17 protein-coding genes are annotated in these 22,191 nt (G+C 65.9%); 8 read left to right on the top strand and 9 right to left on the bottom strand.

Annotated features, from left to right (window positions below; all coding sequences use genetic code 11):
* Nucleotides 1-6 precede the first annotated feature (6 nt).
* On the top strand, nt 7-2,088 hold the full coding sequence (locus QXZ94_RS03260) for a PQQ-dependent sugar dehydrogenase (RefSeq protein ID WP_315719216.1): 2,082 nt from the start codon (nt 7-9) through the stop codon (nt 2,086-2,088).
* Between the two features lie 310 nt (nt 2,089-2,398).
* Entirely contained in the window at nt 2,399-3,295 is an 897-nt protein-coding gene (locus tag QXZ94_RS03255) for an SMP-30/gluconolactonase/LRE family protein (RefSeq protein ID WP_315719215.1), read from the top strand.
* A 39-nt stretch (nt 3,296-3,334) separates the two neighbouring features.
* On the opposite strand, the gene QXZ94_RS03250 is transcribed toward QXZ94_RS03255, so the two are convergent.
* The 5 genes from QXZ94_RS03250 to QXZ94_RS03230 all read right to left on the bottom strand — a co-directional run bounded on the left by QXZ94_RS03250 (nt 3,335) and on the right by QXZ94_RS03230 (nt 11,630).
* A complete protein-coding gene (locus tag QXZ94_RS03250; RefSeq protein ID WP_315719214.1) occupies nt 3,335-3,877 on the bottom strand; it encodes a DUF2867 domain-containing protein in 543 nt (180 codons plus the stop codon).
* A gap of 519 nt (nt 3,878-4,396) precedes the next feature.
* Nucleotides 4,397-4,777 carry a hypothetical protein gene (locus QXZ94_RS03245; RefSeq protein WP_315719213.1) on the bottom strand — a complete coding sequence of 127 codons (381 nt, stop codon included), beginning with the start codon at nt 4,775-4,777 and terminating at the stop codon, nt 4,397-4,399.
* 101 nt (nt 4,778-4,878) lie between these two features.
* Nucleotides 4,879-5,757 (bottom strand): transglutaminase family protein, encoded by an 879-nt coding sequence (locus QXZ94_RS03240; RefSeq protein ID WP_315719212.1) that lies wholly within the window; start codon nt 5,755-5,757, stop codon nt 4,879-4,881.
* Nucleotides 5,754-8,285: a circularly permuted type 2 ATP-grasp protein gene (locus tag QXZ94_RS03235; protein WP_315719211.1), complete on the bottom strand. Its 2,532-nt coding sequence runs from the start codon at nt 8,283-8,285 to the stop codon at nt 5,754-5,756. Before QXZ94_RS03235 ends, QXZ94_RS03240 begins: the two co-directional genes overlap by 4 nt.
* Nucleotides 8,286-8,315: 30 nt before the next feature.
* Entirely contained in the window at nt 8,316-11,630 is a 3,315-nt protein-coding gene (locus QXZ94_RS03230; RefSeq protein ID WP_315719210.1) for a transglutaminase family protein, read from the bottom strand.
* A 434-nt stretch (nt 11,631-12,064) separates the two neighbouring features.
* On the opposite strand from QXZ94_RS03230, the gene QXZ94_RS03225 reads away from it, so the two are divergent.
* Nucleotides 12,065-12,262: a hypothetical protein gene (locus QXZ94_RS03225; protein ID WP_008964013.1), complete on the top strand. Its 198-nt coding sequence runs from the start codon at nt 12,065-12,067 to the stop codon at nt 12,260-12,262.
* Nucleotides 12,263-12,446: 184 nt separating this feature from the next.
* Here the strand turns inward: QXZ94_RS03225 and QXZ94_RS03220 are convergent, their stop codons facing one another.
* The 4 genes from QXZ94_RS03220 to hpaR form a co-directional block, all read right to left on the bottom strand.
* Nucleotides 12,447-13,970, bottom strand: coding sequence for a UxaA family hydrolase (locus QXZ94_RS03220; protein WP_172134217.1), 1,524 nt, complete (start codon nt 13,968-13,970; stop codon nt 12,447-12,449).
* Between the two features lie 111 nt (nt 13,971-14,081).
* Nucleotides 14,082-14,861 (bottom strand): HpcH/HpaI aldolase family protein, encoded by a 780-nt coding sequence (locus QXZ94_RS03215; protein ID WP_172112050.1) that lies wholly within the window; start codon nt 14,859-14,861, stop codon nt 14,082-14,084.
* Between the two features lie 130 nt (nt 14,862-14,991).
* A complete protein-coding gene (locus QXZ94_RS03210; protein ID WP_315719209.1) occupies nt 14,992-16,077 on the bottom strand; it encodes a malate/lactate/ureidoglycolate dehydrogenase in 1,086 nt (361 codons plus the stop codon).
* Nucleotides 16,078-16,244: 167 nt separating this feature from the next.
* A complete protein-coding gene (gene hpaR, locus QXZ94_RS03205) occupies nt 16,245-16,760 on the bottom strand; it encodes a homoprotocatechuate degradation operon regulator HpaR (RefSeq protein WP_172134215.1) in 516 nt (171 codons plus the stop codon).
* Between the two features lie 118 nt (nt 16,761-16,878).
* Between hpaR and hpaH the strand changes: the two genes are divergently transcribed.
* The 5 genes from hpaH to QXZ94_RS03180 are packed head-to-tail and all read left to right on the top strand — an operon-like array spanning nt 16,879 to nt 22,191.
* Complete coding sequence (gene hpaH, locus QXZ94_RS03200) at nt 16,879-17,685, top strand: 2-oxo-hept-4-ene-1,7-dioate hydratase (protein WP_315719208.1); 807 nt, start codon at nt 16,879-16,881, stop codon at nt 17,683-17,685.
* Between the two features lie 24 nt (nt 17,686-17,709).
* Nucleotides 17,710-18,102 (top strand): 5-carboxymethyl-2-hydroxymuconate Delta-isomerase, encoded by a 393-nt coding sequence (locus QXZ94_RS03195; protein WP_315719207.1) that lies wholly within the window; start codon nt 17,710-17,712, stop codon nt 18,100-18,102.
* A 15-nt stretch (nt 18,103-18,117) separates the two neighbouring features.
* The gene (gene hpaE, locus QXZ94_RS03190; RefSeq protein ID WP_315719206.1) at nt 18,118-19,656 is read left to right on the top strand and encodes a 5-carboxymethyl-2-hydroxymuconate semialdehyde dehydrogenase; all 1,539 of its coding nucleotides are present in this window, start codon (nt 18,118-18,120) and stop codon (nt 19,654-19,656) included.
* 12 nt (nt 19,657-19,668) lie between these two features.
* The gene (locus QXZ94_RS03185; protein WP_315719205.1) at nt 19,669-20,541 is read left to right on the top strand and encodes a fumarylacetoacetate hydrolase family protein; all 873 of its coding nucleotides are present in this window, start codon (nt 19,669-19,671) and stop codon (nt 20,539-20,541) included.
* A gap of 15 nt (nt 20,542-20,556) precedes the next feature.
* Nucleotides 20,557-22,191 (top strand): thiamine pyrophosphate-dependent enzyme, encoded by a 1,635-nt coding sequence (locus QXZ94_RS03180; RefSeq protein WP_315719204.1) that lies wholly within the window; start codon nt 20,557-20,559, stop codon nt 22,189-22,191.

The raw sequence follows: 22,191 nt of genomic DNA, 5'->3' as shown, positions 1-22,191 counted from the left end.
GATGGCATGCGACGGTCGTGGCGCATCCCTGCAAACGTCGCGACCGTCCTGCTCGGCGCAATTGTCGTGCTCGGCGCTATCTTCCTGCTCGGCGCAAGCCTGGGCCGCGCCGACGATGCGACGCTCCGAAGCGGCTACGCGCTGAGCTCCGCCAGCTGCGGCGAAGGGGCCCTCGCCTTTCCGCGCCTGCAGATCGACATGAAGGCCGGCTTCTGCGCCGGGCTGGTCGCGAGCCGCGAGGACGGCCTGAAATTTCCCCGCAGCATCGTGCAGATTCCCGGCAAGCCGCTGTTCGTGGTCGCCGACATGGGCGGCTGGGGCCATGACGACGGCCGGCTGCTGATCCTCGATCCCGCAGCGCCCGCCGGCCAGCGCATCCGCGAGGCACTCACGCGGCTGTCCTATCCGTTCGGTCTCGCGGTCGGTCCTGATGGAAAGATCTACGCCGCCACCGACACCTCGATCTTCCGCGTCGATCCGCTCGCCCCCAATCCAAGAGCAACGGTCGAGACCATCATCCGCGACCTGCCCGGACGCAAGCTCACCTCGCCGGACGGCACCAGGGTGACCGAGAGCGCCCATCCGCTGAAGGCCTTTGCCTTCGATCGCACCGGCCGGCTGTTCGTGAACATCGGCTCGCACAACGACAATTGCCTCTCGCCGGCGCCGATCACGCGGCCTTGCGCCGCGGGCGAAGGCGCCTCTCCGCTGGCCGCGATCTGGCTGTTCACGCCCCCCGCTGGCGGCGTCTTTCCGGCGCTGAAATCCGGCGCGCCCGATCCGCCGCATCAGGTGTTCGCGCGCGGCCTGCGCAACTCGATGGCGCTGGCGCTGCATCCGCGCTTTCCCGATCCGGGCATGGCCTTCCTGCAGGGCGAGAACGCGCGCGATCTCCAGGACGTCTTCGCACCGAACGAGGAGATCAACGCGATCGAGCAAGGCCGTCACTATGGCTGGCCCTATTGCTACGATCTCGCCACCCAGAGCCCCGAGTTCAGGCGCGTGCTGCAGTCGGGCCCATTGAAGAACCTCTGCAACGACAATGCGCTCTACAAGCAGCCCTGGTCGCTGCTGCCGCCGCATGGCGCGCCGCTCGGCATGCTCTATTACACCGGCGACCGCTTTCAGGACCTCAAGGGCAAGCTGCTCGTCGGCCTGCACGGCTACCGGCCGACCGGCAGCCGGCTGCTCGCCTATGACGTCGACGAGAACGGCTTGCCGAAAGTGAGCCCGGCGCCGGTGCGCTATCACGTCAGCTGCGCGGCCGAGCCGACCCGCGCCTTCCAGACGGCGTCGGGCCCCGCGCCTGCTGCCGCCTTCGACGAGATCATCTCCGGCTGGCACCGCGTCAACGGCATCCGACCGCAGGGCGCGCCCGTCGGCCTGACGATCGCCAGCGATGGCGCGCTCTGGCTGGTCGAGGACAAGAACCAGACCGTGATCCGCATCGACCGCTCCAGCGCGGCGGCGCCCGATCCGCTGCCGTGCGAGACCAGGAGCGATCACCTGATCGATCGGCTGGCAGCCCTGGTCATGGACAATGCCGCGAGCCGCGCGCGGCTGACGACGGTTCGCAAGGATCTGGTCGAGAAACACTGCAGCGGCTGCCATTCGGATTTCGGTCTCGAGGCCGGCCAATCCGAAGCCGAAAAGGACAAAGCGCTGCTGCGCTTCCTGCTGGCGCAGGATGGCTGGATCTATCCTGGCGATCCCGCCGCCGGCCGGCTGCGGCAGCGCCTGCGCGGCCTCGGTAGCGAGCGGCAGATGCCGCCGGGCACAAATCTCGTCAAGACGGAACCGGGCTACGCCAGGCTGCTTGATGTCGCCGACGACCTCGTCGCGCGCATGGTTCCGGGCACCCGGATGCGGATCAAGCCCGGCGGCCCGCCGCATCGCAAGTTCTTTGCCGCCAACGGCCGCGAATGCGGCGAGATTCCATTCGGCAAGGTCGTCGTGGTGACCGAAAGGTCTGCCGTCAATAAGCCCGGCTTCAGCCGTTTCTTCCGGCCGGCCGACACCCATCTCAACGGCGCCTGCACGGACGACAATGGCTATTACATCCAACAGCAGTTCCTGGTGCCGCTCTGACAGCAGGCTGCGCCCGTTTCCGCCGCGGCCCATCCTGCGAGACGCCCGCCTCCGGCGGGCTCCTCAGGATGAAGGTGTCGTGCGCGGCGCCTCTGATGATCGTCATGGTGAGGAGCGCCGCGCGCGGCGCGTCTCGAACCATGAGGCCACAGATCGTAGGATGGGCAAAGCGACCGCCACCGGCGGCGCGTGCGAACCGGCCGCGAACGTCGGCGGTCGTGATGGTGGGCAGGCCGCGCAGGAGACCGCGTTTGGACGCTGGATGCGTCGTCTTGCGCCTTTGCCCACCCTACGCATCTCGCGTTGGGTGATGATCGCAATGCTCACCGTTGCGCCCGCACTCGCCGCTCCCAAGCTGTTCGAGAGCAGCCAGCTTACGCCGTCAGGCGAATATACCTTCGGCATCGAGGGCCCGGCCGTCGACCGCGACGGCAATCTCTACGTCGTGAATCTCGGCAAGCCCGGCACCATCGGCCGGCTTGCTCCCGAAGCGACCGCGTCGGAGAAATTCACCGAGCTGCCCGAGGGCAGCATCGGCAACGCGATCCGCATCGACGCCACCGGCACGATGTTCATCGCCGACTACAAGAAGCACAACATCTTCGCCATCTCGCCCGGCACCACCGAACCCCGCCTCGTCTTCCATGCCGACGAGATGAGCCAACCCAACGACATCACCCTGGCGCGCGACGGCACCGTCTATGCGAGCGATCCGAGCTGGAAGGCGCGCAGCGGCCGCATCTGGCGGATCGCGAAGGGGCCTGATGGAACGATGCAAGGCGTCGCGATGACGTCCCCACGTGCCATGGGGACCACCAACGGCATCGATCTCAGCCCCGACGGCCGCACGCTCTATGTCGGCGAATCCAACAGCGGCGAGATCTGGTCATATGCGATGCAAAACGATGCGCTGGCCCAGCCCAGGCTGATCGCGAAATTCGGGCCGAACACCATCGACGGCCTGCGCACCGACGCGAGCGGCCGCCTGCTCGTCGCGCGCATTCTGAAAGGGGCGATCACCATTCTGACGCCCGACGGCCGCACCATCCGCGAGGTCGCACTCAAAGCCAAGGAGCCGACCAACCTCGCCTTTGGCGGCAGCGACGGCAAGACGGTGTATGTGACCCAGCGCCAGGGCGGTTTCATCGAATCGTTCCGCACGGATGTCGAAGGCCGCGAGCATTGCCTGCAGCACCGCGGGTGTTGACGCTCGCGGGCGACCGACAGGTGCTCTGGTCGCCCACGGCTAGAGGCGCCCGCAAGCGCGAGCCCTCGTGATCAGCCACCGGAACCCGCGCTTATGAAACGGAAGTACTGCCTTCAAATAGGCGACGCCGAAGGCATTGTGAGCATCGCATATCGTGGAAATCACGATGCGCTGTTGCCCAATGGAATGCTCGCGCAGAAGGGACACCCGGAAATCGAGGTGCGCGTTGTCGCGTCCGACGATCAGTTCATCGGCCGTGTGAACGAAGATTGTCCACCCGAGCATGCGGTCGCCTATCGAATAAGCGGGCTTGCGCCGGATGGACAGAATGTCACGGCAGCGGGAGACCTCCAGCCCGAAGGGAGCGGCGAAGGTGTTACGAAGGATCAGAACCGCCTTCATCCAGCCAGGCCGATGGCCGAAAATGGCGAAGAAGATATCGATGGTCGAAAGGTCAGAGCGACTGAGCTCCATCGCCATCGACTCACGATAGTCGCTCCGCAGCAGCAACGCACGATCGATGAGCGATGCAACGGGTAGCGATGTCTCCTGGATCGAGGTTGAGGATCGCCCTGGCGTCATGTCTCGTTCTTCGGTCGGCCGGCCTTTCCCATACAAGCAATCTCGCAGTGCGTGTACAAGCCTCTTCAGGGAACGCCCGGGGCGAGAACGCACACACACCCACCTGTCATGCCCGCGCAGCCGGGCATCCAGTACGCCGCGGCTCCTCCATTCATCACCGCTGCCTGCGGATGCCGGATCGTCCGCCTTCGCGGACGATGACAGCGGAAGCGTACGCCACAGCGCAATCGTGGAGAGAATGTGTAGCATGTTTCGTGGAAAGACAGCGCAACAACCACAGCCGTCGTCCCGGACAAGCGGCGCCAACGCGACAGCGTTGGTGCGGCACCGATCCGGGACCCAGACTCCGCGACGGGAGTGATGAGCAGGATGTGGCAACCAGTTTGCCGCCCAACAGACAGTTGGGGTTATGGGTCCCGGCGTTCGCCGGGACCACACTGATTTTTTGGCGGGGCACATTCCAACTCACTGGAAGCGGAAAGCCCCCGCGTGCACGAGGGCCTTCCTAACAGCGACCGCTTACCGCCCGTACACCACCGGCGCTCGTTGGACGATCAGCGGCGGCGGCAGGTCGCGCTGCCAGACGCGGCCGTCATCGAATTGGATGCGCATGCCGTCGGGCGAATACACCGCGCTCTCGTCACGCGCATCGATCCAGAGCCGGCTGTTGGGCGCATTCCAGTCCGGCCAGGCCTGCAGGGACTCGCCGGTCTCGGTGGTCAGGTTCACGGAATCGCCGTTCTGCGTCACGAAGGCCGGCGCGCCGATCATGCCGTCGCGGCACATCTGGATGCAGCGGTAGGTGCCGGTGAGGTTGGCGCTCGGCTGGGCCGAGGCAGAGCCGGCGACGCAGGCGCCGACGAAGCCAATGAGGATTGCAACGCGTTTCATCTCGATCACTCCATCGCTCGAAAGGGTCAGCCAGCCCCCATTCGGGCCCCTCGGGCGGATCAAGTGCGATGCGAGAAAAATGTTCCGGACGTTCCCGGCGGGGAACTGCCCTACTCGACCAGCACGACGTCGACGGCGACGCCGAGCTTCTGCTTCGGCGAGCCGACGATGATGCCGTCGATCGGCGAGACGTCGGAGAAGTCACGGCCCATGCCGAGGATGATGTGATCGTTGCCGACGACGAGATCGTTGGTCGGATCGAAGCCGATCCAGCCGAGCGCCTCGCCGCACCACAGCGACACCCAGGCGTGGGTGGCATCGGCGCCCTGCAGCTGCTTCTCGCCCTCCGGGGGAATCGTCCTCAGATAGCCGCTGACATAGGCCGCGGGCAGACCGAGGCCCCGCAGGCCCGCGATCATGACATGGGCAAAATCCTGGCAGACGCCGTGGCGATTGTCGAACACCTCGCGCAGCGGCGTCGAGATCACCGTCGCCTTCGGGTCGTATTTGAACTCGTTGCGGATGCGCCGCATCAGGTCGGCGGCACCGGCCACGATGCCGGTCTCCGCCTTGAAGCTCGCGGCTGCATAATCGGTCACCGGCTGCAGCACCGGGACCAGCGCACTGGCGAACACGTAGCCGATCGGCGAGGCCGGGCCGAGGCTGGTCGCCTCGAAGGCATCGTCGCGAACGCTTTCCCAGCTCGCGCTGGTCGCGTCGCGCTCGGGCGGTGTGCGCATCAGCTTGACCCGCGAGCGCGAGTCGATGCGCAAATGGCGGTGCTGGGTGTCGATCACGACGCTCTCGGTCAGCGTGCCGAAGAAGTCGCGCCGCGCCGTTCGCTCCGATGGGCGGGGCCGGATGTCGACGCTGTGCGAGATCAGCTCCTGGCCGTCGCCGCTGAGCGGCTCCAGCCGGAGCGAGCAGCGCGCGAAGCTGACCGCGCTTTCATACTCATAGGTCGTGACATGCCGGATGTCGTAGATCACGCGAGGCCCGTGAGCTTTTCCGGCCGAGTCGCATTCGGGCCGTGCGGGAAATAATGCTGTCCGATCGCTTCTGCCAGATTGAGCAGGTCCTGCTCCAGCGCAAACAAGGTGCGACCATCGAGATGGGCGGCCTCCGCAGCCGTCAGCCGCGCGCCGAGCGAGATGGCGAGCCGCTGCGGCCTTTCGATCAGGCCGTTCTCCTTCAGCACCGGCAGCCCCGCGATGTGCTCGTTCAGCACCTCGATCTGGAATGCGACCGATCGCGGATTGTAGAGGTCGAGCACGACGAGATCACGGATCGGCGCCAGCGACGGGCCGATCAGATAGCGCGAGCGATAGGTGATCTGGCAGTCGACCAATGTGAGCAGGACGTCGAGATCCTCGGGCGTTGCCTCGTCATAGCCGAACTGGCGCGCGAAGCGCGCGGTGTTGATGGCGCGCTCGACGCGCCGCCCCATGTCGAGGAAGCGCCAGCCGGCGGCGCGGTTCATGTTCTCCTGGGCGAGGCCGGCGAAGCTCGCGAGCTTCTCGAGCAGCAGCTCGGCCGTGCTGACGACAGCGTCGTCATCATCGATGTCCTGGGCGAGCCGGTTCGACATCTCGGTGATGACCTGCCACGCATCGGGCGACAACCGCTCGCGCAGCGAGATCGCGGTGCGCTGCGCCGACTTCAGCAGCGACAGCGCCGAGCCGAATTGATCTTCCGACTGCAGCGCCTCGTCGGCGACGCGCGCCCCCTGCGTGCGCGAGGTCTGCGCGATCGCGCCCCAGGCCAGCAGCAGCCGTTGGATGCGCTCGGCCGTGTTGAGCTGCGCCGGCGACCCCTTGCCGGGATCGCGGTGCTGGGCGGCGAGCGCGCGGATCAATCGCAGCGTCGCCTCGGCGCGCTCGAGATAGCGGCCGAGCCAGAACAGATTGTCGGCGGCGCGGCTCGGCAGCACGCCGGCGATGCGGCGGATCCGGACATTGTCGGAGCCCGGCAACAGCGTCCGCGCGGCCACCGCCTTGTCGGCGACGACCCAGACGTCGGCCGCCCGCGCGCCGTCGCCCATCGACACCGCGCGCGCATCGAGCTTGTCGGCGATGCGGCAGAAGCCGCCGGGCATCACGGTCCAGCCGTCCGGCGTGGCGGCGGCGAACACGCGCAGCACGAACGGACGCGGCGCGATCCTGCCATCCTCCCACACCGGCGTGGTCGACAGCCGCACCACCTCCTGGCCGACATAGTCGATGCCGCGCTGGCTGATCGCAGCCCGCAGCCGCTCGCGCTCGGGGGCCGAGAGCTCGCTGGCCAGCACCGGGCCGCCTGCAGCGAATCCCGGCACGGCGCGGCCATAGGCGCCTTCGATGGCGAACTCGTCGAGCCGCGACAGCACCTCGTCGCGCGCCGATTTCTGGCCGCACCACCAGGTCGCGATATGCGGAATCTTGAGATCCTCGCCGAGCACGCGCCGGCACAGGCTCGGCAGGAAGCCGAGCAGCGCGCGCGCCTCGAGCACGCCGGAGCCCGGCATGTTGGCGAGCACGACGCCGCCCTTGCGCACCACGTCCATCAGCCCGGCGACGCCGAGCCGCGAGGCGGCATCGAGCTCGAGCGGATCGAGCGAGTTGGAATCCAGCCGCCGCAGCAGCACGTCGACGCGCTTCAACCCGGCGACGGTGCGGATGTGCACGCGGTCGCCGCTGACGGCGAGGTCGTCGCCTTCGACCAGCAGGAAGCCGAGATAGCGCGCCAACGTGGCGTGCTCGAAATAGGTCTCGCTGAACGTGCCCGGCGTCAGCACGCCGATGCGCGGCTCGTCGCGATCGGCGCTGGCGCGCAGCGCATCGCGGAACGCCTCGAAGAACGGCGCGAGCCGCTCGACGTTCATCGACTTGTAGATCGAGGAGAAGGCGCGCGACTGCACCAGCCGGTTCTCCAGCGCATAGCCCATGCCGGACGGCGCCTGGGTGCGATCGCTGAGCACCCACCAGCGGCCATCGGGACCGCGGCCGATGTCGGCGGCATAGATGCTGAGAAAGCGGCCGCCGGGTGGTTTGACGCCGCAGACCGGGCGCAGATATTCGCTGGAGCCGGCGACGGCCGCGGCCGGCAGCGCGCCGCTCGCCACCAGCCGGCCCGCGCCGTAGATGTCCTGCAGCACGCGTTCGAGCAGCTCGGCGCGCTGAACGATCCCCTGAGACAGCTGCGTCCACTCGGTCTCGTCGATCAGCAGCGGCAGGTGGCTCAGCGGCCAGGAGCGCTCGGCATTGTCGCCCGGCGAGCGGTAAGTGACGCCGGCCTCGCGCAGATGACGATCGGCCGAGGCAAAGCGGCGGTCGATGTCGGTCGGCGCGAGCGCGGCGAACGTATCGGCAAAGCGATTCCAGACCGGGCGCGGCTCGCCGTCGGCGCCGATGAACTCATCCGGAATTCCGGGCAGCCGGGCATAGTCGCGGGCCCAGTGCGCGGCCCGGCGCAGAGGAGGACGTGCCGCCGGCCGACCGGCGGCGCTCGCTCTCTGGTCCTGGCCACTCGGGCCGTCCATACCCTGGTCCTCCGCACCAACTCCGTTTCATCAATGCAGGAGCGGCCTGCGCAAGTCGAGGGTCATCGGGAATTCATTTGTGCGTTCCTCGGGCGGCATGGCGATTCGTCCGGGAGTGTGGCCGTGATCCTGGAATCGGGCCAGCCGCCGGGCCTCCGCCTCATAGGAGTTGATCGGCTTGGTGTCGTAGTTGCGTCCGCCCGGATGGGCCACGTGATAGACGCAGCCGCCCAGCGAACGGCCGTTCCAGGTGTCGATCAGGTCGAAGGTGAGCGGCGAATGCACGGGAATGGTGGGGTGCAGGCCGGAGGCCGGCTGCCATGCCTTGAAACGAACGGCGGCGACCGCCTCGGCAGACCGGCCCGTCGCCGTCATCGGCATCCTCCTACCATTGCAGGTGATGAGATGGCGGCCTTCGATGAAGCCTTCAGCTTTCACTTGAAGCCGCTCGACCGAGGAATCGACGTAACGGACGGTGCCGCCGGCGGCGCCCTCCTCGCCCAGCACGTGCCATGGCTCCAGCGCCTGCCGCAGCTCCAGCGTCACCCCACCATGCTGAACGCGGCCGAAGGTCGGAAAACGGAACTCGAGCTGCGCCTGATACCAGTCCGGCGAGAAGTCGTAGCCGGACGACCGGAGCTCATCCAGCACATCAAGAAAGTCTTCCCAGATGAAGTGAGGCAACATGAAGCGGTCATGCAGCGCCGTGCCCCAGCGCACGAACTTGCCCTCCTGCGGCTCGCGCCACAATTTGGCGATCAGCGCGCGGATCAGCAGTTGCTGCGCCAGCGACATGCGCGGATCGGGCGGCATTTCGAGCGCGCGGAATTCGACGAGGCCGAGACGGCCCGTGGGCCCTTCCGGCGAATACAGCTTGTCGATGCAGATCTCGGAGCGGTGGGTGTTGCCGGTGATGTCGACCAGCAGGTGACGGAAGAGCCGGTCGACCAGCCATAGCGGCACGCTCTGCCCGACATGGGGCACATTGGCCAGCGCGATCTCCAGCTCATAAAGGCTGTCATGCCGCGCCTCGTCGATGCGCGGGGCCTGGCTGGTCGGTCCGATGAACATGCCCGAGAACAGATAGGACAGCGCCGGATGCCGCTGCCAATAGAGCACGAGGCTCTTCAACAGATCCGGGCGGCGCAGGAATGGCGAATCCGGCGGCGAAGAGCCGCCGACCACGACATGATTGCCGCCGCCGGTGCCGGTGTGACGGCCGTCGATCAGGAAGCGGTTGGCGCCGAGCCGCACCTTCGCCGCATCCTCATAGAGTCCGAAGGTGATGTCGACGGATTGCCGCCAGCTCGTGGCCGGCTGAATGTTGACCTCGATCACGCCCGGATCGGGCGTCACCTTGATCACGTCGATGCGCGGATCGAACGGCGGCGCATAGCCTTCGACATGAACCTTGATCTGCATCGCCTCGGCCGTCGCTTCGACCGATGCAATCAGCTCGAGGTAGTCCTCGATAGTTTCGACCGGCGGCATGAACACGCAGAGAATGCCGTCGCGGATCTCGACCGACATCGCGGTGCGCACGCCGAGCCCGCCCCAGTACTGATACTGCACATCCTGCTGCGGTTGCGGCGGGCGGTCGAGCGCCTTCAACGGCGGGACCTGCGGCACGATGACCGGACGTCCCTGCGTGTAGGACGGCAGCGGGCCGCGCGGCTCCATCGGGTCCTGCTCGTGGACATAAGGGAAATCTTCCGGCGGAATGTAGACCAGCGAGCCGATCGGCAGCCGGAGCCCGAGGGGCGAGTCGCCGGGGATCAAGAACAGCCGCTTGCGCCGCAGGCCCCAGCGCTCGCTGCGCCAGCGCCGCGGCTGTGCATTCCAGCGCTGGATCGGCAGGACGAAGCCGCGCGGAATGTGCAGCCCTTCGTCAAACACCCTCGCCATGCGCGCACGCTCCTCGGGATCGGCGAGCTTGGAATCGAGCGCGTCGACGTTTTCGGGCAGCGCAGCTTCCTTCTGTAGCCAGTGCGCGGGGTCCTCGAACGCCGGCATCACGTAGTCGGGCTCGAGCCCCAGCGTCTCCGCCGTCGTGTCGAGGAAACGCTGGGCGTCCGCGATCGTCGCCATGCGCGGACCATCGACGCTGGCGATCAGATCCGGATTGCGCCAGATCGGCTCGCCATCCTTGCGCCAATACAGACCGAACGCCCAGCGCGGCAGGCTTTCGCCGGGATACCATTTGCCCTGGCCATAATGCAGCAGGCCGCCCGGCGCGAACCGCGCGCGCAGCCGCCTGATCAGGCTGTCGGCAAGACCGCGCTTGGCCGGACCGACCGCGGCCGTATTCCACTCTGCCGATTCCATGTCGTCGATCGACACGAAGGTCGGCTCGCCCCCCATCGTCAGTCGCACGTCGTGAGCGACGAGATCGGCGTCGACGGCTTCGCCGAGCTGATCGAGCTTGTCCCAGGATTCATCGGAGAAAGGCCGGGTGATGCGCGGCGCCTCGCGGATGCGCCGCACATTCATCTCGAAGGCGAACTCGACCTCGGCAATGCCGGCACTGCCGCTGATCGGCGCGGCCGAGTGATAGTGCGGCGTCGCCGCCACCGGGATATGCCCCTCGCCCGCGAGCATGCCCGAGGTCACATCGAAGCCGATCCAGCCGGCGCCAGGAAGATAGACTTCGGCCCAGGCATGCAGATCGGTGAAGTCGCTCTCGACCTCCACCGGGCCCTCGACCGGATCGATGTCGGGACGGAGCTGTATCAAATAGCCGGAGACGAAACGAGCGGCGAGGCCGAGATGACGCAACGTCTGGATCAGTAGCCACGCCGAGTCGCGGCAGGAGCCGGCTCCGGACGACAGCGTCTCCTCCGGAGTCTGAACGCCGGGCTCCATCCGAATGATATAACGAATCTTTTTCTGCAACTGTGCATTGAGCTCGACGAGATAGTTGACGGTGTTGTCGGCCTCGCGGGGAATCGACTTCAAGTATTCGGCGAACAACGGCCCCGGCTCGATCGTTTCCAGATAAGGCGCCAGTTCCACCTTGAGACCGTCGGGGTAAGCGAACGGAAAACTGTCGGCATAAGGCTCGACGAAGAAGTCGAACGGGTTGATCACGGTCATCTGTGCCGTGAAATCGACCTCGATTTTGAGTTCGTTCACCTTCTCCGGGAAAACATAGCGCGCAAGCCAGTTTCCCTGCGGGTCCTGCTGCCAGTTTACGAAATGATTGGGCGGCGTGACCTTGAGCGAATAGCTCAGCACCGGCGTCCTGGTATGTGGTGCAGGGCGCAGGCGGATGGTCTGCGGGCCCAGCTCGACCGGACGATCATATTTGTAATGGGTGACGTGATGTAATGCGACGTAGATTGACACGTGTTCGGCGCTCCAGCAACTTTTTTAAGCAGACCATTGCCATGCCCAGGGATCAAGCACTAACAAAGGGCAGAGCTGCCTATTGAACCATCCTAAGGCCCGACACACGGCATTCACCGACGGACTCAGGGTCCTATCAGGCGCCGATCATGTGTCTCGACTGCACGTACCGGTCGCTTTTCCGGCCGGCGCGCGCCCCAATTCGAGCCCGCATGAAGAACGAGAGAGGAACAAACAACCCGCGACAGCGGCATTCCCCATACTTGTCCACAGGCGAGCACCGCAGGCTCACGGAAGATTGACCAGTTTGTCAAAGACGGGATTAACCCCCAATGATGAACTAACAAGAACTAATAGCGTTGCATTTGCCGCAATCGCTTGATAGCTCGACTACACGTGCTATTTAGAGCCCACATTGCCAAAAGGAGAATCAAGTGGCGAAGACAGCTAAGAAGGCAGCTACCAAGAAGTTGGCGCGGAAACCCTATACGCCCGCCGACATCAAGCTGCTGAAGCAGCACTCGAAGTCCAAGACCCCGGTTGCCAAGATCGCCAAGGCGATGAAGCGGACTGAAGGCTCGCTCCGTCAGAAGGCCCTGGCGCTCGGCATCGGCCTCGGCCACCAGCGGTAAATTGTTCGGCGCCGCTGTCGCGCGCGCGTCAGCGCGGCCAGCCCACGGCGGCGCTCCCGACCTGTCATCTGATCTCAGTTGCGATCCAGTCTCAGCACGGTGACGATCTCAGCTGCGATCAGATGCCGGCACGGAAACGTCCGGCAACACGATGCAAAGCAGCTGAATAGCTGAGCGATGCCGGCTACATCGTCGCGCCGAGCACCCAGGGTGCGAACTCCGCCCCACCAAAATCGAAGCTCTCGCTCTTGGTCGGCTGCCCCGAGGCGGTCTTCAACATCAGCTCGAAGATGCGCTGCCCGCACTCCTGCACCGTCTCCTCGCCGTCGAGGATGGTGCCGCAGTTGACGTCCATGTCGTCTTCCATCCGCCTGTACATCGGCGTGTTGGTCGCGAGCTTGATGGACGGCGCCGGCTTGCAGCCGAACACGCTGCCACGTCCGGTGGTGAAGCAGACGAGATTGGCGCCGCCAGCCACCTGCCCGGTCGCTGCAACCGGGTCGTAGCCGGGCGTATCCATGAACACGAAGCCCTTCTTGGTGACGGCTTCGGCATAATGCAGCACATCCACCAGATTGGTGCTGCCGGCCTTGGCCATCGCGCCGAGCGACTTTTCGAGAATCGTGGTCAGGCCTCCGGCCTTGTTGCCCGGGCTGGGATTTGCGTTCATCTCCGCGCCCTCGCGCGCCGTATACTCTTCCCACCAGCGCATCAGGGAGACGAGCTTCTCGCCGACGTCGCGGCTGACGGCGCGGCGCGTGAGCAGATGCTCGGCGCCGTAGGTCTCGGGCGTCTCCGACAGGATCACCGTGCCACCATGCCGCACCAGGAGATCGCTGGCGGCGCCGAGCGCTGGATTGGCCGAGATGCCGGAATAGCCATCGGAGCCGCCGCATTGCAGAGCGACCGTCAACTCGCTCGCCGGAACCGTCTCGCGTCTGACCTTGTTGGCATCCGTCAACGCCTCCTTCACGAAGGCGATGCCGGCCTCGACGGTCTTGCGGGTACCGCCGACCTCCTGAATGTCCATGGCGCGCAGGCGGCCGGCGAGCTTCTGCTCCTCCATCAATCCGCCGATCTGATTGGCCTCGCAGCCGAGGCCAAGGACGATCACCGCAGAAAAATTCGCGTGCCGCGCGTAGCCGCCGAGCGTTCGCCGCAACAGTTTGAGCGGCTCGTCGAGCGTCATGCCGCAGCCGGTCTTGTGCGTCAGCGCGACGACGCCGTCGACATGGGGGTAGTCGGCCAGCGGATCGTCGCCGGTGAACGGATTCCGCTTGAAGACGTCGGCCACCAGGCTCGCGACATGCGCGCTGCAGTTCACCGAGGTCAGCAGCCCGATATAGTTGCGGGTCGCGACCCGCCCGTCCGGGCGGCGGATGCCCTCGAACGTGGCGGGGAGATCGAAGTTCGGCGTCGGCTTGACGTCGACGCCATAGGCGTAGTCCTTGGCGAAATCGCCCATGCCGCAGTTCTGTGTATGAACATGCTGCCCGGGCGCGATCGGCGCGGTGGCGAAGCCGATGATCTGGCCATAACGGCGGATCGGCTCGCCCTGCGCGATCGGCCGCACCGCGACCTTATGCCCCGCCGGAATCCTGTCGACCGTCATCACCCCATCGGCAACCGCGAGCCCCGGCGGCAGGCTCGCGCGCGCGATCAGCACGCTATCCTCGGGATGAAGCCGGATGACGGGGGCGGGAGCCATGGCAGTCTCTCTCGTTTGGGTCGATCGGTCGCAACCAGAAATGCGCATAGCGAGTCGCGAATAGCGAATGGATGAGTCCCCTATTCGCTACTCCCTATTCGCAATTCGCCCTCAGGCCTTGCCGCCGGACTCGTTGCGGGTCTGCGCGACCTGCTGGCGGGCATAGACCTGCATCAAGCCGACCTCGTTCGACAGCGTGACCAGCTTGAAGCCCATGTTGATGGCCCGGACCGCGCCTTCGGCGCCGCTGCAATGGATGCCGGGATTGAGGCCGCGCTTGCCGCATTCCTTCACGATCTTCTCATAGATCTTGAGGATCTCCGGCTCGTCACGGTCGAGCTTCGGCACCAGGCCATAGGAGAAGCCGAGGTCGGACGGGCCGATATAGACGCCGTCGATGCCCTCGACGTCGAGGATGGCCTCCATGTTCTCGACCGCCGTCCGGGTTTCCATCATCGGCAGCAGCACGATCTCGTCATTGGCCGTCTTCTGGTACTCGCCCGCGCCGCCATACATGCCCGAGCGGATCGGGCCGTTGGAGCGAACGCCCTTCGGCGGATATTTGGAATAGGAGACGAGGTTGCGCGCTTCCTGCGCCGTGTTGACCATCGGGCAGATGACGCCATAGGCGCCGCCGTCGAGCACCTTGCCGATGATGCCGGGCTCGTTCCACGGCACGCGCACCATCGGTGTCACCGGATGAGCGTGCATCGCCTGGAAGCACTGCACCATCGACAGATAATCCTGCACGCCATGCTGCATGTCCACGGTGACGCTGTCGAAGCCGCACTGCGCCACGACCTCCGCGGAGAATCCCGAGGGGATCGCGAGCCAGGCATTCACCACCGTCTTGCCTTCGGCCCAGAGCTGCTTGACCTTGTTGTTCGCCACGACTGCGTTTCCTTCCCTTGTTGTTCAATCGATCTGTGTTGTTGAATTCGTTCTCGCCGATCGTGCAGCACGATGCAATCCCGAACGTCCGGCTGCGGATTGCATCACGCCGTCGGCGGTCACACGGCCATCACGATGTCGCCCGCTGGATGCTCGCTTCGCTGACGCCGACCTCGCGGGCCGTGCTCACGATCGCCGCCCACGTGTCATCGGGCAAGGGCACACCGTTGGCCGTGCGCTCGGCCCGCATCTTGCGCTCGGGGTCACCCGGCACCAGCACCTGATCGACGCCCGAGACAGGCTTGGTCTCCCGGATGAAATCGGTGTAGCGCGTGATCTCGCCATCGAAGAAATTGGCGGGATCGACCACCTTGGGATCGATGTAGATCGCGAGCATGCCGTTGGCGAAGCGCCGGCCCGCCGAGGTCGCCCCGGTGCCGGTCAGCGCACCGCCCAGCAGCTCGCAGATGAAGGCAAGGCCCGAACCCTTGTGCTCGCCGAAGGCGCGGATCGCGCCGGTCCCCTTGGTGTGGTCGCGCGTCCCCTCTGCCTCGTAGGGACCATAGAGCACCGCCGGATCTTCGCTGAGCGTGCCGTCGGCATCGATCAACGCCCCCTTGGGCAGCTTCTTGCCGCCGCGGCTCGCCACCAGAACCTTGCCTTCCGCGACGATCGAGGTCGCGAAATCGAGCACGATCGGATCCTGTCCCTGGCGCGGGATGCCGACGCAATAAGGCGCGGTCGAGAACCGTTTCTCGACGCCGCCGTAGGGCGCAACCAGCAGCGAGCCCGCGGCCGTGACGAAATGGATCGAGACGAGCCCTTCTGCCGCCGCCATCTCGGCCCAGTCGCCGACGCGGCCGAGATGGCCGGAATTGCGCAGCGCCATCGCCGCGAGCCCGCTGCTCTTGCAGCGCTCGATGCCGATCTTCACCGCCTGCGGCGTCACCGTCTGGCCGTAACCGAACTTGCCGTCGACCACCACCAATGACGGCGTATCGACGACGATCTCCGCGGTCTGGTTGGGCACGATCGAGCCCATTTTCTGCCAGCGGATGTAGACCGGGACCCTGATCACGCCATGGCTGTCGTGCCCGGTCAGGTTGGCCGTGGTGAGATAGGTTGCGATCCGGCGCGCCTCCTCGGGCGAGGAGTGGGCATGCTCGAAGACGTCGGCGACGAAATCGATGAGGTGCGCAACCTTGATAGTGACCATGACAACTCGCGGGTTAGATCAGCATGCGAAAACAGAGTTAGCATGGTTTGCCATGCCTGCGACGCACGCCATCTCCGCTCCATTGCATCGCTTCTTATCAAACTGTCGAACAGCCTGCCAAGCAGGACGGCCGCATCAGGACGAAATTGCGTGATGTTTGCACCGCCTCATTCGTCGGTATCACTGCCGAGCGCGACATCGCTCCCCATGCTGCGCTCCAGCTCATCCAGCATTTTGTGCAACGCGGCAAGCTTGCGTGCGCCAAAGCGCCGCGCAATCGACGCGTAGATCGCCTCCGAGTTCGGCGCCACCTGCGCAATCAGCTTCAAACCCTTCGTGGAGATCGACAGCACCCCTCTGCGCAGGTCGCGGACGTCGGCCTCGCGTTGGATCAGACCGCGCGCCTCGAGGTCGCGCAGGATACGCGACAGGCTCGGACCAAGCAGGAAGGCGACCCGCGCCAACTCCGTCACCTCGATGGCGTCGACCGCTGCCAGCGCACGCAGGATACGCCATTGCTGCTCGGTCAAGCCATGCTGCCGCAGGCTCGGCCGGAATTGCCGCATCACCGCCTCGCGCGCCCGCAACAGTGCCATCGGCAATGATTGCGAGAAGTCGCGCATCGGCACCTGCCGCGCCTCCCTGGCGACCGGCTTCACGGTCCTGGCCTTGCGTTGGCTCATAGCGGCGCCCGTGCTCCCCACCCGGATATTCGCACTGCAGCAAACCTGCTTTCGATTTGCCCGCCAAAACTTAACATGTTAATCATTCGCCGGCATCCCTTTTTCGCACGGTTTGTTCATGCCCCTGTCGAGCGACCAAATCAGCACCTGCGCCCAACGCCTGGATCTGGCTGAGAAGAGCCGTCGCCAAATCAGGCAGATCTCCCAGGAGCATCCGAACATCACGATCGCGGATGCCTATGCGATTCAGAAGGCCTGGATCGACATCAAGGTCGGCGAGGGACGCATCATCAAGGGGCACAAGATCGGGCTGACGTCGAAGGCCATGCAGAGCGCGCTCAACATCGACGAGCCCGACTCCGGCGTGCTGCTCGACGACATGTTCTTTGCGGATGGCGGGCTCGTTCCATCCGATCGCTTCATCGCGACACGGATCGAGGCGGAGCTGGCCTTCGTCATGAAGCACCGCCTGTCGGGACCGGACTGCACGCTGTTCGACGTGCTCAACGCAACCGACTTCGTGGTGCCCGCGCTGGAAATCCTGGATACTCGGATCGAGCGGGTGGATCCCGCGACCAAAGCGACACGCAAGATCTTCGACACGATCGCGGACAATGCGGCCAATGCCGGCATCGTGCTCGGCGGCCGGCCATTGCGACCGCTCGACGCCGACCTGCGTTGGATCGGCGCACTCTGCTATAAGAACGGCCAGTTGGAAGAGACTGGTCTGGCTGCCGGCGTCCTGAACAACCCGGCGACGGCCGTTGCCTGGCTCGCCAACAAGATCGCGGCGCACGGGCTTGCCCTCGAACCAGGCCAGGTGGTCCTCGCCGGCTCGTTCATCCGGCCGATCGAGGCGCGCAAGGGCGACACGATCCAGGCCGACTACGGCCCGTATGGAACGGTGAGCTGCTACTTCGCCTGACGCCTGCACCGGAGCTGTCGCACCATGCCGCATTTCAGCATCGAATACTCCGCCAATCTCGACGGCTTTGTCAGGATGGACAACGTCTGCGAGGTGGTCCGCCAAGCCGCCAGCGAGACCGGGATATTCCCGATCGGCGGCATCCGCGTGCGCGCGATCCGCTGCGAGCACTACGCGATTGCCGACGGCAAGCCCGACGCCGCCTTCCTCGCCATGCTGCTGCGGCTCGGTGAAGGCCGCGACCTGCCGGCGCGGCAGAAGGCCGGCGCGCACGTGTTCAAGGCGCTCTCGGACTACCTCGATCCGGTGTTCGCCAGCAGCAAGTTCGCACTGTCCTTCGACATGCAGATCAACGACGCCGCGACCAGTTGGAAGCGCAACAACATCCACGACGCCCTGAAAGCCACAACGCCCTGAAAGCGGAGGCATCCCATGGATAAGGCCAGCCCCAAAGCCGATATCTACAAGGCCAATCTCGATCGTGCTGCGCCCCTGCTCGCGAAGCTGAAGGACGAGGGCATCGGCCACTTCATCGACGGCAAGGTGGTGCCGGCCATCTCGGGCGCGACGTTCGAGACGAAGTCGCCGATCGACAATACCGTGCTGGCCAAGGTCGCGCGCGGCAATGCGGAGGATATCGACCGGGCGGCGACGTCGGCGGCGCTCGCCTTCAAATCCTGGCGCGACATGGCGCCTTCGATGCGGCGCAAGCTGCTGCATCGGGTGGCCGACGCGATCGAGGATCATGCCGACGACATCGCCGTGCTCGAATGCATCGACACCGGGCAGGCCTATCGCTTCATGGCCAAGGCCGCGATCCGTGCCGCCGAGAATTTCCGCTTCTTCGCCGACAAATGCACCGAGGCCCGCGACGGGCTGAGCACGCCGAGCGACGAGCATTGGAACATCTCGACCCGGGTGCCGATCGGCCCGGTCGGCGTGATCACGCCATGGAATACGCCGTTCATGCTGTCGACCTGGAAGATCGCGCCGGCGCTCGCGGCCGGCTGCACGGTCGTGCACAAGCCGGCGGAGTGGTCGCCGGTCACGGCGCAGTGGCTGGCCAAGCTCGCCAAGGACACTGGCATTCCCGACGGCGTGCTGAACACGGTGCATGGCTTCGGTGAGGAGGCCGGCAAGGCGCTGACCGAGCATCCCGCCATCAAGGCGATCGGATTCGTCGGCGAGAGCTCGACCGGCTCCGCGATCATGGCGCAGGGCGCGCCGACCCTGAAGCGCGTGCATTTCGAGCTCGGCGGCAAGAACCCGGTGATCGTGTTCGACGATGCCGATCTCGAGCGTGCGCTCGATGCGGTCGTGTTCATGATCTACTCGCTCAACGGCGAGCGCTGCACGTCGTCCAGCCGCCTGCTGGTCCAGCAAAGCATTGCCGAGACTTTCACCGCCAGGCTCGCCGCCCGCGTGCGCGCGCTGAAAGTGGGTCATCCGCTCGATCCCGCGACCGAGATCGGGCCGCTGATCCATGAGCGGCACCTCGCCAAGGTCTGCTCCTATGCCGACGTTGCCCGGCAGGACGGCGCGATCATCGCCGTCGGCGGCAAGCGGTTCGATGGTCCAGGCGGCGGCCATTATGTCGAGCCGACGCTGGTGACCGGCGCGAGCCAGACCATGCGCGTCGCGCAGGAGGAGGTGTTCGGGCCGTTCCTCACCGTGATCCCGTTCCGCGACGAGGCCGACGCGATCGCGATCGCCAATGACGTGCAGTATGGCCTCACCGGCTATGTCTGGACCGGCGACATGGGCCGCGCGTTGCGCGTCGCCGACGCGCTGGAGGCCGGCATGATCTGGTTGAATTCGGAGAACGTCCGCCATCTGCCGACCCCCTTCGGCGGCATGAAGGCGTCCGGCATCGGCCGCGACGGCGGCGACTATTCGTTCGACTTCTACATGGAGACCAAGCACGTCTCCTTGGCGCGCGGCACCCACAAGATCCAGCGGCTCGGCGTGTAAGGAGAGATGCCCATGACCTCCCCTCGCCTCGCGACCTACTCTGCCAATGGTTCTGTCCGCTACGGGCTCGTCACTGACAAAGGTCTCGTCGATCTCTCCGCGCGCTTTACGAAGGACTATCCGACCTTGCGCGAAGTCATTGCCGCGGGCGCCCTGCCCCGGCTGATCGAGACCGCCGCCGGCCTGTCGCCGGATCACGGCCTCGATGCGATCACCTGGCTGCCGCCGATCCCCTCGCCGGAGAAGATCATCTGCATCGGCGTCAACTATCCCGACCGCAACGCCGAGTACAAGGACGGTCAGGACGCGCCGAAGTATCCGTCGATGTTCATGCGGACGCCGCGTTCCTTCGTCGGCCATGAGACGCCATTGGTGCGCCCGCGCGCCTCGCCGCAGCTCGACTACGAAGGCGAGCTGGTGCTGGTCATCGGCAAGGCTGGCCGGCACATCCCGGAGGCCCAGGCGCTGGATCACATTGCCGCGCTGACGCTGTGTAACGAAGGCACGATCCGCGACTGGGTGCGGCACGCCAAGTTCAACGTGACGCAGGGCAAGAATTTCGACTCAACCGGCAGCCTTGGGCCCTGGATCGTGCCCTACACCAGCGAGAGCCAGATCGCCGATGTCCGGCTGACGACGCACGTCAATGGTGAGCTGCGCCAGGACGATCGCACGTCGCGGCTGATCTTCGGCTTCCGCTATCTCATCAACTACATCTCGACCTTCACGACGCTGGTGCCCGGTGACGTGATCGTGACGGGCACCCCGACCGGCGCCGGTGCGCGGTTCGACCCGCCGCGCTATCTCAAGCCCGGCGATGTCATCGAGATCGAGGCCAAGGGCGTCGGCCTGTTGCGCAACGGCGTCATCGACGAAGCAGAGTAGAAACGGAAGAACAGCATGACCATCATGACCGGCGGCGAAGCCATCGTCAGCGGGCTCGTCGCCCACGGCGTCGACACCGTGTTCGGCCTGCCCGGCGCGCAGGTCTACGGACTGTTCGACGCCTTCCACCAGGCGCAGTTGAAGGTCGTCGGCGCACGCCACGAGCAGGCCTGCGGCTACATGGCATTCGGCTATGCCCGCGCCAGCGGCAAGCCCGGCGTGTTCAGCGTCGTCCCCGGCCCCGGCGTGCTCAATGCCGGTGCGGCGCTGCTCACCGCATTCGGCTGCAACGAGCCGGTGCTGTGCCTCACCGGCCAGGTGCCGACGGATTATCTCGGCCGCGGCCGTGGCCATCTGCACGAGATGCCGGACCAGCTCGCCACCTTGCGCACCTTCGTCAAATGGGCCGAGCGCATCGAATATCCCGACAGCGCGCCGACGCTCGTGTCGCGCTCCTTCCAGGAGATGCTGTCGGGACGGCGCGGTCCGGCCGCGCTGGAGATGCCGTGGGACGTGTTCACGCAGAAGGCCGAGACGTCAGCAGCGAAGCCCCTCGCGCCGTTCACGCCGCCGCAGCCCGATCCCGACCGCATCGCCAAGGCGGCCGCGCTGATCTCAGGTGCCAAGGCGCCGATGATCTTCGTCGGCTCCGGCGCGATCGAGGCGCGCGAGGAGATCCTCGAACTCGCCGAGATGATCGACGCGCCGGTCGTCGCGTTCCGTTCGGGGCGCGGCATCGTCTCCAACGCGCATGAGCTCGGCCTCACCATGGCCGCGGCCTACAAGCTCTGGCCGACCACCGATCTGATGATCGGCATCGGCACGCGCATGGAACTGCCGACCACCTTCCGCTGGCCGTTCAAGCCGGACGGCTTGAAGTCGATCCGCATCGACATCGACCCCGCGGAAATGCGGCGCCTGATCGTCGATGCCGGCATCGTCGCCGATGCCAAGGCCGGGACGGCCGCGCTCTCGGCGGCCGTCGGCAAGGCGGGCACCCGCAAGACCTCCGGCCGCCGCGCGACCATTCGCGAGGCCAGCGCCGCGACCTTGCAGGAGATCCAGAAGGTGCAGCCGCAGATGGCCTATCTGAACGTGCTGCGCGAGGTGCTGCCGCCGGACGCCATCGTCACCGACGAATTATCGCAGGTCGGTTTCGCCTCCTGGTACGGCTTTCCGGTGTACGAGCCGCGCACCTTCATCACCTCGGGCTATCAGGGCACGCTCGGCGCGGGCTTCCCGACCGCGCTCGGCGCCAAGGTCGCGCATCCCGACAAGCCCGTGGTGGCAATCACCGGCGATGGCGGCTTCATGTTCGCGGTGCAGGAGCTGGCGACCGCCGTGCAATACAACATCGGCGTCGTCACCCTGGTGTTCAACAACAACTCCTACGGCAATGTCCGGCGCGACCAGCGCGAGCGCTTCGACGGCCGCGTCGTCGCCTCCGATCTCGTCAATCCGGACTTCGTCAAGCTCGCGGAGTCGTTCGGTGTTGCCGCGAGCCGGGTCACTGCGCCGGATCAGTTCAAGGCAGCGCTGGAAAAGGCGCTCGCTCATGGCGGCCCCTATCTGATCGACATCGAGGTGCCCCGCGACAGCGAGGTCTCGCCCTGGGCCTTCATCCACCCGGCGAAGCCTGCGGGCGTCTGA

The organism is Bradyrhizobium sp. SZCCHNS2022 (assembly GCF_032377575.1).
In the GTDB taxonomy this organism is placed as follows: Bacteria; Pseudomonadota; Alphaproteobacteria; order Rhizobiales; family Xanthobacteraceae; genus Bradyrhizobium; species Bradyrhizobium aeschynomenes.
The sequence above is the reverse complement of the archived record's forward strand: the minus strand, read 5'-3'. Positions and strand labels throughout refer to the sequence as shown.